The organism is Xanthomonas sp. BRIP62409, assembly GCF_003992965.1.
Lineage (GTDB): Bacteria > Pseudomonadota > Gammaproteobacteria > Xanthomonadales > Xanthomonadaceae > Xanthomonas > Xanthomonas euroxanthea.
Window position 1 is genome coordinate 388,853 of sequence record NZ_QEZJ01000017.1, and the last position, 12,673, is coordinate 401,525.

The following is a 12,673-nucleotide window of genomic DNA, read 5'->3' on the forward strand; positions in this document are numbered from 1 at the left end:
CCCGAAATTCTATCATCCGGGCCCTGGTTCGCCTTGACGCGCCCTTCAGCGCGGCCTTGGCCGGGCACCGTCATGCGCGCTGCGACAGCGCCGCATCCACCCGGCAAACCGCGTTGCCACAGCACCATCGATGCTGCCGAATTCGGCATTTGTGGCAGCGATGTGCCGGCGCGTGTCTGCGTGCCTACAGCTGGCCCTTGAGCGCACGGTAATCGCGCGGGGTCATGCCGACGGTTGCCTTGAACTGACGCGCGAACGCGCTCTGGTCGGCAAAGCCGCAGCGTTGCCCGATGCTGGCGATGCTGTCGTCGCCGTACAGCAGCCGCATCGCCGATTCGATACGCAGCTTGGTCAGCAATTGCTGCGGGGTCACCTGGAAGACGCGGCGGAAGTGCCGCTCCAGCTGCGCCACCGACAGGCCGGCCAGGTCGGCCAGGCTCTGCACGCGCAGGTTGTCGCCGAAGTTGGCCTGCATGTGATCCATCACCTGGCTCAGGCGCTCGTACGCCGAGTGCCGGCTGTCGGGCTGGCCCAGGTCGCGCGAAATGCCGACCACGCCGATCACCTCATTGGCCTCGCAAAGCGGGCGCTTGAAGGTCAGGCACCAGCCGGGCAGGCGGTTGGGATACAGATGCACCTCCAACTGGTTGTCGATGAGCTCGCCACACAGCACGCGGCGGTCCTGCATCATGTAGCTGCCGCCCAGCGGCAGCGGAAACACTTCCAGTGGCGAGCTGCCGATGATGTCGCTGCGCAGCTTGCGTCCGAGCCGGCGCACCAGCGTCAGATTGCAATGGGTGTAGCGGCCCTCGCTGTCCTTGATGAAGAACACCACGTCCGGCAGCGCATCGAACAGCGTCTGCATTTCCAGCGCGGGAAGGTTGAGGTCCATCGGCGTCATGGTGGAGGTCACGATTGACGGCTGCACGAAAGGCGCGGCCCTGTCTGGATCCTAGCGCAAACGCGGGGCCGTGAATCGGCTTGTCGATTGTGCGGATTTCCGCATTTGCAACTCGCATTGGACGCTAGTCGCCTGCCAGCCGGCAGTGGGAGCATGAGCCATGCACACGATCGACGTCATCGACTCCCATACGGCCGGCGAACCCACCCGCGTGGTCCTCTCCGGCTTCCCCGACCTGGGCGATGGCGATCTGGCGCAATGCCGCGAGCGGTTTCGCCGTGATTTCGACCCGTGGCGCAGCGCGATTGCCTGCGAACCGCGCGGCTCGGACACCATGGTCGGCGCCTTGCTGCTGCCGGCCCGCGACCCCGGCGCCTGCACCGGGGTGATCTTCTTCAACAACGTCGGCTACCTGGGCATGTGCGGGCACGGCACCATCGGGGTGGTGCGCACGCTGGCCGAGCTGGGGCGCATTGCGCCGGGCCGGCACCGCATCGAGACGCCGGTCGGCACGGTGGGCGTGGAACTGGCCGAAGACGGCACGGTGTCGGTGGACAATGTCGACAGCTATCGCGTCGCGACCGACGTGGAGGTGGACGTGCCCGGCCACGGGCCGGTGCGCGGCGATGTGGCCTGGGGCGGCAACTGGTTCTTCATCACCGGGCAGGCGCCGTGTGCGCTGGAGCTGGCGCATCAGCGCGAACTGACCGCCTACACCGAGGCGATCCGGCTGGCGCTGGAAGCGGCCGGCATCACCGGCGAGGCCGGTGGCGAGATCGACCACATCGAAATCAACGGCGCCGCACCCGACGGCAGCGGCGTGGCGCGCAACTTCGTGCTGTGCCCGGGCCTGGCCTACGACCGTTCGCCGTGCGGTACCGGCACCAGCGCCAAGCTGGCCTGCCTGGCCGCCGACGGCAAGCTGGCCGAAGGCGAGCGCTGGGTGCAGCAAGGCATCCTGGGCAGCGCCTTCGAAGGCAGCTATCGCCTCAGCGGGCGTGGCATTGCGCCACGCATCAGCGGGCAGGCCTACCTCACCGCACGCACGCAGCTGCTGATCGACCCGGCCGACCCGTTCGCCTGGGGCATCGTGGCCTGATGGACGAGCAGCTGCGCGCGCAGGAGGGACATGCCGGCGCAGCGTCTGCTGGGGTCGCCCGCTTGCCCGATGCGTCGCTGGCCGCCGCGGATGCGCCAGCCAACGACACCCGCAGCGTGCCGGCCGTCGCCGGTACGCGACGCAGCTACGACCTGATCGTGGTGGGCGCGGGCATCGTCGGGGCGGCCTGCGCCGAGGCGGCGGCCGGCGAAGGGCTGCGGGTGGCGATCGTCGAGCCGGGGCCGATCGGCGGCGGTTCCACCGCCGCGGCGATGGGGCACCTGGTGGCGATGGACGACGACCCGGCCGAGCTGGCGTTGTCGGCGTACTCACTGCGGCTGTGGGAGCGGTTCGCACAACTGAGTGAGGCCGAGTTCAGCCGCTGCGGCACGCTGTGGGTGGCGCGCGATGCGCGTGAACTGGCGGCGGTGCCGGCCAAGATCGCGCGGCTGGCGGCGGCCGGTCTGCAGGCCGATGCCATCGCTGCCAGCCAGTTGTATGCGCTGGAGCCGCACCTGGTGCCGGGCCTGGCCGGCGGCATGCGCGTGCCTGGCGAGGCCGTGGTGTATCCGCCGCGGGTGGCGCGGCATCTGGTGAGCCTGGCCTGCAAGGCCGGCGCGCAGCTGTTTGCCGGCCGCAGGGTGGAGCAGTTGCAGGCGCAGGGGGTGCGTCTGGACGATGGCCAGCTGTTGGCCGGCCCGGTACTGGTCGCCAGCGGCGTGGCCTTGCCGCAGCTGTTGCCCGAGCTGGCGCTGCGCCCGCGCAAGGGCCATCTGGTCATCACCGACCGGCATCCGGGGCTGATCCGGCATCAGTTGCTGGAGCTGGGCTATGCCGATTCGGCGCACGGCGCCGACGCCACCAGCGTAGCGTTCAATGTGCAGCCGCGGCCGACCGGGCAGATCCTGATCGGTTCCTCGCGCCAGTTCGGCGAGCACGATCGCGCGCTGTCGCTGCCGGTGCTGCAGCAGATGCTGCAGCGCGCCTTCGCGTACCTGCCGGTGCTGCGCGAGTTGCAGGCGATCCGGGTGTGGACCGGGCTGCGCCCGGCGACCCCGGACGGGCGCCCGTATCTCGGGGCGATGCCCGGGCGGCGCGATGTCTGGGTGGCCGCCGGTCACGAGGGGCTGGGCGTCACCACGGCGCTGGGGAGCGCCCGGGTGATCGTGGACAGCCTGCTCGGGCGCACGCCAGCCATCGACCCCAGCCCGTACGCACCGGCACGCGCCGTGCACGGTGCCGCCGCATGAGCGCGACGGTGCGCCTGCACGTGGACGCGCAAGCGGTCGAAGTGCCGGCCGGCGCCAGCGTGGCCGCGGCGGTGGCACAGGCGACGCTGCAGTTCCGGCAATCGTGCAACGGCCAGCCGCGCGCGCCGTTGTGCGGCATGGGCGTGTGTTTCGAATGCCGGGTGCGCATCGACGGCATCGGCCAGCAACGCGCCTGCCTGGTGGATGCGCGCGACGGCATGCAGGTACGCACCGATGACTGAGCGCGTGCAGCATTTCGATGTGCTGGTGATCGGCGCCGGCCCGGCCGGCCTGGCGGCGGCGCAGGCCGCGGCCAGTCATGGCGTGCGCGTGGGCGTGGTCGACATGCAGCCGCGTGCCGGCGGGCAGGTGTGGCGCAGCGACGCGCTGCATGGCGCGCCCGCCGACGCGCGCACGCTGTTGCAGCAGGTGCAGGGCGCTGCGTCGATCACGCTGCTGACGCGCACGCAGATCCTGCTGGCGCAGCCGGGCTGGCTGTTGGCCGATGGCCCGGACGGTTCCCTGCAGCTGCATTACGCCGCCCTGGTACTGGCCACCGGCGCACGCGAACTGCTGCTGCCGTTCCCCGGCTGGACCTTGCCCGGCGTCACCGGCGCCGGCGCGGCGCAGGCGCTGGCCAAACAGGGCTGGCCGCTGGCCGGCACGCGCGTGGTCGTCGCCGGCAGCGGCCCGCTGCTGCTGGCCAGTGCGGCCACGCTGCAACGGCATGGCGCACGGGTGCTCGGTATTCACGAACAGACGTCGGCAGCCGCGTTGCGGCAGTTTGCGCTGCAGCTGTGGCGCTGGCCGGGCAAGGCGGCGCAGGCGGTGGCGTTGCGCCTGCAATTGCGCGCGGTGGCCTATCGCGCCGGCAGCATCGTGGTTGCCGCGCACGGCGACACGCAACTGCGCGAGATCGACATCGAAGGCCCTGCCGGTCGCGCCCGTATCGCCTGCGATCACTTGGCGGTGGGCTATGGCCTGGTGCCGAACACCGAGCTTGCACAGCTGCTCGGCTGCCGGCTGGATGCATGCGGCGCGCATCAACAGGTGCAGGTGGATGCGCTGCTGCGCACCAGCGTGCCCCAGGTGTTCGCGGCGGGCGAAGCCTGCGGCATCGGCGGGCGCGATTGCGCGCTGGTCGAAGGTGCGATGGCCGGGCATATGGCTGCCGACGCACCGGACGCCGCGCTGCGGCTGCAGCCGCGGCGGCGTGCCGCGCGTGCGTTTGCCGAATTAGTGCAACAGCAATTCGCTCTTGATCCACGCATCCGCACGCTGGCCCGGCCCGACACGCTGGTATGCCGCTGCGAAGACGTGCCGCTGGCTGCGCTGGACAACTTCGACGATGCACGCGACGCCAAGCTCGCCTCGCGCTGCGGCATGGGCGCCTGCCAGGGCCGCATCTGCGGCACCGCGCTGGCCGAACTGGGGCGCTGCCCGCCCGCGCTTTCCACCGACGCCGGCCGCCGGCCGCCGTTGTTCCCGGTCCGCCTCGCGGCGCTGGCCGACCCGTTCACTTCCGACTCGCAAGGGAATCATCCATGAGTATTGCTGCGTTCTGGCACGGCGTGTTGCCGGCCATCACCACCCCGTTCACCGCCTCCGGCGAGATCGACCACGCCTTCCTGGGCAAGCACGCCAATCAACTGGTGGACGCCGGCTGCACCGCGATCGTGCCGCTGGGTTCGCTGGGCGAAGCGGCCACCTTGAGCGTGGAGGACAAGATCGCCGTGCTCAAGACGCTGATCAGCGCATTGAACGGCCGCGTGCCGGTGGTGCCGGGCATCGCCAGCCTGGCCACCGGTGAGGCGGTGGCGCTGGCTAAGGCGGCCAAGGAGCTCGGTTGCGGCGGGCTGATGGTGTTGCCGCCCTACGTCTACTCCACCGACTGGCGCGAGATGGGCGCGCATGTGCGCGCGGTGATCGCCGCCACCGACCTGCCGGTGATCCTGTACAACAACCCGGTGGCCTACAAGACCGACTTCGGCCCGGCGCAGATTGCCGAGCTGGCCGCCGAATTCCCCAACCTGCAGGCAGTGAAGGAGTCCTCGGGCGATGTGCGTCGCTTCGCCGCGCTGCAGGAATTGCTGGGCGACCGCCTGGCGCTGCTGGTCGGCATGGACGATGCCATCGTCGAAGGCCTGAGCATGGGCGCCAAGGGCTGGATCGCCGGCCTGGTCAACGCCTACCCGAAGGAATCGGTGCGCCTGTTCGAACTCGCGCGCGATGGCGGCTACCCGGCGGCCAAGGAACTCTACGACTGGTTCCTGCCGCTGCTGCGCCTGGATACCGTGCCCAAGTTCGTGCAGTTGATCAAACTGGTGCAGGAAAAGGTGGGCCTGGGCAGCGAGCGCGTGCGCGCGCCGCGGCTGGTGGTCGACGGTGCCGAGCGCGAGGCCGCGCTCAAGGTCATCGATCACGCCATCGCCACTGCGCCCACACTGTCCTGACGATGAGGTCTCGCCGCACGTCCCTGGATACGCGACGCGCACGGAGTCATGCGCGCATGGGGTGGCCGGTGTAGCGAGACGTGGGTCGACGAGGGTGTGGCATCAGCGCCGCATCCTCGTCGCTTTCTGGCCAGCCGCTGCCGCACAGTGCGCAGGGTCTGTCCTCCTGTAACCGAAGGTGCCGCAATGAACGAGACGCTCCAATCCACCACCATCCAGGAGGCCGAGGTATTGCTGGCCGGCCGGTGGCAACCTAGCCGCGCCGCGACCGGCAGCTTCCGTGCCGCCGACCCGAGTACGGGCGAGGCGATCGGGCCGCAGTTTCCGGTCAGCGGTGCGGAGGATGTCGAAACCGCGATTGCGGCAGCGCAAGCGGTTGCAGCAGAGCTTGCGGCGGCGCCGGTCGAAAGGATCGCCGCATTCCTGGACGCCTACGCCGATGCGCTGGATGCCGATGCCGACACCCTGGTGGCGCTGGCCCATGCAGAAACCGCACTGCCGGCACCCACGCGCTTGCGCGGCAACGAACTGCCGCGCACCAGCGGGCAGTTGCGTCAGGCCGCACTGGCGGTGCGCAGCTATAGCTGGACCCAGCCCATCATCGACACCGCTGCCGACCTGCGTTCGCATCTGGCGCCGTTGGGCAAGCCGGTGGTGGTGTTTGGCCCGAACAATTTTCCGTTCGCCTTCAATGCGATTGCCGGCAGCGATTTCGCCTCGGCCATTGCCGCGCGAAACCCGGTGATCGCCAAGGCGCATCCGCTGCATCCGGCCACCAGCCAGCGCATGGCACAACTCGCGCACACAGCCTTGCTCGCGGCGGGCCTGCCGGCTGCGGCGGTGCAGTTGCTGTATCACATCGACAACGCGACCGGCCTGCGACTGGCCGGCGATGCGCGGCTGGGGGCGATCGGCTTCACCGGTAGCCGTGCCGGCGGGCTGGCGCTGAAGGCCGCCGCCGATGCGGCCGGCGTGCCGTTCTATGCCGAGCTGTCCAGCGTCAACCCGGTGTTCCTGCTGCAGGGCGCTCTGGCCGAACGCGGTGCCGCGCTGGCGCAGGAATTCTTCTCCTCGTGCACCCTGGGCAGTGGCCAGTTCTGCACCAATCCCGGGGTGGTGGTGGTGCCGCAGGGCGAAGCCGGGGATGCCTTCGTGGCCGCGACCACGGCGCATTTCGAGGCCGCCCTGCCGATGGTGCTGTTCTCCAACTCCGGGGTGGAAGGCGTGCAACGCGGTGTGGCGGCCCTGCGCGCTGCCGGCGCCACGCTGCTGGCCGGTGGACATACTGGCGAAGACGGCTATCGCTACGCGCCGACCTTGCTGAGCGTGGATGCGCAGGCATTTCTCGCCAATCCGCATGCACTGCAGACCGAGGCCTTCGGCCCGGTGAGCCTGCTGGTGCGTGCGCGCGACCTCGCGCAGATGACGCAGCTTGCCGCGGCATTCGAAGGCAACCTCACCGGCACCTTGTATCGCGCGGCCGATGGCAGCGACGATGCTGACTGGCAGGCCATCGCACCGGTGCTGCGGGCGCGGGTGGGGCGGTTGATCAACAGCAAGATGCCGACCGGCGTGGCGGTGAGTGCGGCGCAGAATCACGGCGGGCCATTCCCCAGCACCGGGCATCCGGGCTTCACCGCGGTGGGCATGCCCGGTTCCATCCGCCGCTTTGCCGCCTTGCACAGCTACGACGCGGTGCCGGACGCGTTGCTGCCGGCCGAACTGCGCCAGCGCAATCCGGGCGGGGTGGCGCGTCTGGTCGATGGGCAGTGGAGCACCGCCGATCTTGGAGCGGGCACATGAGCGGCCAGATCGGCGGGCTGTCGCTGGAGCAGGCGCGCGCGCAACTGGCGCCGTGGACGCAACGCGCCGCGCCGATCGCCGCGCAGGAATACGCACAGCGCATCGAACGCGCACGCCGCCTGATGTGCATGCACGGCGTGGATGCGCTATTGATCGGCGCCGGTACTTCGCTGCGCTATTTCACCGGCGTGCCGTGGGGCGCGAGCGAGCGCCTGGTCGCGCTGCTGCTCACGCTGGACGGCGACCCGGTGCTGATCTGCCCCGCGTTCGAAGAAGGCTCGCTGGATGCGGTGTTGAAGATTTCGGTCGCCAAGTATCTGTGGGAAGAACACGAGGACCCGTACGCGCTGGTGGTGCAGGCGATGGATGACCGCCATGCGCATGCACTGGCGCTGGATCCGGGCATCGCCTTTGCCGTGCACACCGGCCTGCGCGCGCACCTGGGCACGGCCATCCGCGATGCCGGGGCCATCATCGATGGCTGCCGGATGTGCAAGTCGCCGGCCGAGCTGGCACTGATGCAGCAGGCCTGCGACATGACCCTGCTGGTGCAGCGGCTGGCCGCCGGCATCGCGCAGGAAGGCATCGGCACCGACCAGCTGGTGCGCTTCATCGACGAGGCGCATCGCGCGCTGGGCGCGGACAACGGCTCGACCTTCTGTATCGTGCAGTTCGGCCATGCCACCGCATTCCCGCATGGCATTCCCGGCGTGCAGCACCTGCGCGCCGGCGAGCTGGTGCTGATCGACACCGGCTGCACCGTGCAGGGCTACCACTCCGACATCACCCGCACCTGGATCTACGGCACGCCCAGTGACGCGCAACGGCGCATCTGGGACCTGGAACAGGCGGCGCAGGCGGCGGCGTTTGCAGCGATACGCCCAGGTGTTGCGTGCGAAGCAGTGGACCAGGCGGCGCGCAGCGTGCTGGAGGCGGCAGGGCTGGGCCCGGACTACCGCTTGCCCGGCCTGCCGCATCGCACCGGCCATGGCTGCGGGCTGGCGATCCACGAAGCGCCGTATCTGGTGCGCGGCAATGCGCAGCCGCTGCAGCCGGGCATGTGCGCCAGCAACGAGCCGATGATCGTGGTGCCCGGCGCGTTCGGCGTGCGCCTGGAAGACCACTTTCATGTCACCGATGCCGGCGCGCAGTGGTTTACGCCGCCGTCGCCGGCGATCGACCACCCCTTTGCATGAGCTTGTACAGGCCCACGCACGCGTAGGAGCGCACCCGGGCGCGACGGGCATTTCCGATAAAGCCCAACGGGCATTTCCGATAAAAGCCGTCGCGCTCAGGCGCGCTCCTACCGCCGCCATTGCATCCTGGAGTCACTGCATGAACCACCTGCGTCCTGTCGCCATCGGCCTGCTGGCCGCCGCCCTGTTCACTGCCTGCAAGCCGGCGCCGCCTGCCGCGGAGACATCGGCTGCGGCCACGGCCGCGCCGACCGGCGAACAGGCCGCCAAGGCCTTCGATGCGCTGCTGGACAAGCAGTGGCAATACCACCTGCAGCACAACCCCGAGTTCGCCAGCATCATCGGCGACAAGCGGTACAACGACCGTTGGAGCGATTATTCGCTTCAAGCGGTGCAGGCCGAACGCAGCGCCACCGCCGAGCTGCTCACGCAATTCGAAGCGATCGACAGCAAGACGCTGGACGAGCAGCGCCAGCTCAGCCTGCAGATGATGCTCGGCCAGCTGCGTGACACGCTGGAAGGCATCGACCTGAAGACCTACGCGATGCCGCTGGAGCCGATCGGCGGCATCCAGCTGGGGCTGGCCGGTTACGGCGATGCGTTTCCGTTCGAGAACGCCAAGGATTACCAGGACTACATCAAGCGCCTGCAGACGATTCCGACGGTGATCGACCAGGTGATCGCGGTGTCGCGCCAGGGCGCGAAGGACGGCCTGGTGCAGCCGCGGTATCTGCTGGAGCGCCTGCCCGAGCAGATCGACAAGATCGCTGCGCTGACCGGCGAGCAGAGCCCGTTCGCCTCGCCGCTGAAAAAGCTCGATGCCGCGGTGCCGGCCGACCAGCGCGATGCACTGCGCACGCAGTTGCTTGCCGCGATCGCGCAGCAGGTGCGCCCGGCCTACGCCAAGCTGGCCGCGTTCGTGCGCGACGAATACGCCGCGCAAGGGCGCGCGCAGGAAGGGCTGTGGTCGCTGCCCGATGGCGAGCGCCGCTATCGCTACGCCATCCATACCCAGACCACCACCGACATGGCACCGGAGCAGATCCATCAGATCGGCCTGGAGGAAGTGGCGCGCATCGAAGGCGAGATGACGGTGATCGCCAAGGCGCAGGGCTTTGCCGACCTGGCCAGCTTCCGCAAGGCGGTGGACACCGACAAGCGCCACTTCGCCAGTTCCGGCGAGCAGATCCTGCAGCAGTACCGCGATTACATCGCCGCGATGCAGCCGGAGCTGCCCAAGCTGTTCGGCCACTTGCCCAAGACCGCGCTGGAGGTACAGGCGATGCCCGCATTCCGGCGCAGCGCGCCCGGCGCCGAATACTGGCAGAGCAATCCGGAAGGCACCAAGCCGGCGATCGTGAAGGTCAACACCAGCGACTTCGCCAGCCGCACGCTGGTCAATATCGAAACCACCGCCTATCACGAGGGCGTGCCGGGCCATCACCTGCAGATATCGCTTGCACAGACGCTGCCATTGCCGCCGTTCCGCCAGCAGGCCGGCTACAACGCCTATATCGAAGGCTGGGCGCTGTATGCCGAGCGCCTGGGCAAGGAGATCGGTTTCTTCAAGGACCCGTACAACGACTACGGCCGGCTGTCGGGCGAGCTGTTGCGCGCCAATCGCCTGGTGCTCGACACCGGCGTGCATTACAAGCGCTGGAACCGCCAGCAGATGGTGGATTTCTTCCACGCGCATCCGTCCGACGACGAGCCCAGCATCCAGTCCGAAACCGATCGCTATATCGTCTGGCCGGGCCAGGCCCTCGGCTACAAACTGGGGCAGCTTCAGATTCTTGCGCTGCGTGCGGAGGCGGAAAAAGAACTCGGCGATCGCTTCGATGTGCGCGCCTTCCACGATGCGGTGCTCGGCGGCGGCGCCATGCCGCTGGCGATGCTGCAGCAGCGCGTGCGCCAGTGGATTGCGCAGGCCAAGGCGGCGCCGGAGGCACGCGGATGAGGACCATCACCGTCTGGCGCGCGAGCGTATTGGGTGTGCTGATTGCTGCCAGCCTGGGCGGCACCGCAATGCAGGCGCAGGCCGCAGCGCCGGCAGCAAGCACGCAGGACAGTGCAGCGGCACGCTTCAAGGCCTTGTATACGCGCGAATGGCGCTGGCGCCAGGCGCAGTTGTCCGGCGCGGTGGATGAAGACAATCAGGCCACCCAGGACAGGCAGTCCGACCATCTGCCCAAGGTCGATGTGGCCACCCAGAACCTGCGTACCGCGTACTGGCAACAGGCCTTGAAGGAACTGGATGCGATTCCGGCAGCGCAGTTGCCGGCCGAAGATCAGGTGAGCTACCAGGTGTACCGGCAGCAGCTGCTGGTGCTGCTGGACCAGCAGCATTTCCGCGCCTGGGAAATGCCGTTCAACAGCGACTCGGCGTTCTGGAGCGACCTGGGCTTCAGCGCCGAGGCCAAGCTGCGCACGCGCGAGGACTACCAGCGCTATCTGAAGATGCTGGCCGATATCCCGCGCTATTTCGCCGAGCACACCGACAACATGCGTGCCGGCCTGGCGCGCGGTTTCAGCCAGCCCCGGGTGACCCTGACCGGGCGCGATCAGTCCATCGCCGACGTGGTGCAGGCAAAGGGCGAGGCCAATCCGTTCTACGCACCGTTCAAGCAGATGCCGGCGACGCTGCCTGCCGACGTGCAGGCGCAATTGCGGCAGCAGGCGGTCAACACCATCGATACGCAGGTGCTTCCCGCTTACGCCAAGCTGCTGGACTTCATCCGCAACGAATACCAGCCGCGCGCGCGCACCACGCTGGCCGGCGAAGCCCTGCCGGATGGGCAGGCGTACTACCGCGCGCAGATCCGCGAGTTCACCACGCTCGATCTCAGCCCCGAGCAGATCCACCAGATCGGTCTGCAGGAAGTGGCCAAGCTGCGCACGCAGATGGATCAGACCATCGCCGCCAGCGGCTTCAAGGCGCCGGCCGGGCAGGCGGTGTTTCCGGCCTTCCTGCAGTTCCTGCGCAGCGACCCGCAGTTCTATGCCAAGACGCCGGAACAGTTGCTCAAGCAGGCCGCCTGGATCGCCAAGCGCGTGGACGCCAAGGTGGGCGATTACATCGGCCGGCTGCCGCGGCGACGCTTCGCGATCGAGCCGGTACCGCCGGACCTGGCGCCGTTCTACACCGGCGGCCGTGGCGGCCCCGGCATCTACCTGGTCAACACCTATAACCTGCCATCGCGGCCGCTGTACAACCTGACCGCGTTGACGCTGCACGAGTCCTCGCCCGGCCACGCGCTGCAGATGCCGCTGGCGGCCGAGGCGCAGGGGCTGCCGGAGTTTCGCCGCTACGCCTACATCTCTGCCTACGGTGAAGGCTGGGCGCTGTACTCGGAGTACCTGGGCCAGGAAATGGGCATGTACGACACGCCCTACGACCGCTTCGGCTATCTGACCTACCAGATGTGGCGCGCCTGCCGCCTGGTGATCGACACCGGCATCCACCACCAGGGCTGGACGCGCGCGCAGGCGCAGGCCTACCTGCGCGACAACACCGCCCTGAGCGAGCATGAAGTCACCACCGAGGTCGATCGCTACATCGCCTGGCCGGGGCAGGCGTTGTCCTACTACCTGGGCGAGCTGAAGATCCTGGAACTGCGGCGCAAGGCCGAAGCCGCCCTGGGCGAAAAATTCGACCTGCGCCATTTCCACGATGCGGTGCTGCAGACCGGCTCGGTGCCGCTGCCGGTGCTGGAAGCGCGCATCGACCGGTTCATCGCCGACGGGGGTGTCTCGCCGTATGCGGACGGCACCGCGGCAGATACCGCCGATGCAGGGACGGGGGCGGCTGCCGATGACTGAGTGCGGCCAGTTGCGCCTGCATCCGTTTGCCGGACCTGTGTTGCTGCCGTCGTACAAGACCACCGACGCGCGATCGCAGAACCACTGACCGCCATACGCCACGCACGACCACGCCATCTTCCGCAGCACGCGCTTTCATTTGTCCGGGGCCA

10 protein-coding genes are annotated in these 12,673 nt (G+C 68.8%); 9 read left to right on the top strand and 1 reads right to left on the bottom strand.

Annotation, left to right across the window (positions count from 1 at the left end; translation table 11 throughout):
• Positions 1–184: 184 nt before the first annotated feature.
• Positions 185–901: an AraC family transcriptional regulator gene (locus EO170_RS08040; RefSeq protein ID WP_104582088.1), complete on the bottom strand. Its 717-nt coding sequence runs from the start codon at positions 899–901 to the stop codon at positions 185–187.
• A gap of 160 nt (positions 902–1,061) precedes the next feature.
• Between EO170_RS08040 and EO170_RS08045 the strand changes: the two genes are divergently transcribed.
• From EO170_RS08045 to EO170_RS08085, 9 genes are all read left to right on the top strand, one after another.
• Positions 1,062–2,000, top strand: coding sequence for a proline racemase family protein (locus EO170_RS08045; protein WP_126943859.1), 939 nt, complete (start codon positions 1,062–1,064; stop codon positions 1,998–2,000).
• Complete coding sequence (locus tag EO170_RS08050; RefSeq protein ID WP_126943862.1) at positions 2,000–3,250, top strand: FAD-dependent oxidoreductase; 1,251 nt, start codon at positions 2,000–2,002, stop codon at positions 3,248–3,250. Before EO170_RS08045 ends, EO170_RS08050 begins: the two co-directional genes overlap by 1 nt.
• Positions 3,247–3,492 (top strand): 2Fe-2S iron-sulfur cluster-binding protein, encoded by a 246-nt coding sequence (locus tag EO170_RS08055; RefSeq protein ID WP_126943865.1) that lies wholly within the window; start codon positions 3,247–3,249, stop codon positions 3,490–3,492. The genes EO170_RS08050 and EO170_RS08055 overlap by 4 nt, the downstream gene beginning before the upstream one ends.
• The gene (locus EO170_RS08060; protein WP_126943868.1) at positions 3,485–4,798 is read left to right on the top strand and encodes an FAD/NAD(P)-binding oxidoreductase; all 1,314 of its coding nucleotides are present in this window, start codon (positions 3,485–3,487) and stop codon (positions 4,796–4,798) included. The genes EO170_RS08055 and EO170_RS08060 overlap by 8 nt, the downstream gene beginning before the upstream one ends.
• Complete coding sequence (locus tag EO170_RS08065) at positions 4,795–5,703, top strand: dihydrodipicolinate synthase family protein (protein WP_104582093.1); 909 nt, start codon at positions 4,795–4,797, stop codon at positions 5,701–5,703. The genes EO170_RS08060 and EO170_RS08065 overlap by 4 nt, the downstream gene beginning before the upstream one ends.
• A 186-nt stretch (positions 5,704–5,889) precedes the next feature.
• Positions 5,890–7,506, top strand: coding sequence for an aldehyde dehydrogenase family protein (locus tag EO170_RS08070; protein ID WP_126943871.1), 1,617 nt, complete (start codon positions 5,890–5,892; stop codon positions 7,504–7,506).
• Complete coding sequence (locus tag EO170_RS08075; protein ID WP_126943873.1) at positions 7,503–8,702, top strand: Xaa-Pro peptidase family protein; 1,200 nt, start codon at positions 7,503–7,505, stop codon at positions 8,700–8,702. The genes EO170_RS08070 and EO170_RS08075 overlap by 4 nt, the downstream gene beginning before the upstream one ends.
• Before the next feature lie 139 nt (positions 8,703–8,841).
• Complete coding sequence (locus EO170_RS08080; protein WP_164740959.1) at positions 8,842–10,659, top strand: DUF885 family protein; 1,818 nt, start codon at positions 8,842–8,844, stop codon at positions 10,657–10,659.
• The gene (locus EO170_RS08085; protein WP_126943876.1) at positions 10,656–12,521 is read left to right on the top strand and encodes a DUF885 family protein; all 1,866 of its coding nucleotides are present in this window, start codon (positions 10,656–10,658) and stop codon (positions 12,519–12,521) included. The genes EO170_RS08080 and EO170_RS08085 overlap by 4 nt, the downstream gene beginning before the upstream one ends.
• The last annotated feature ends 152 nt before the right edge of the window (positions 12,522–12,673 follow it).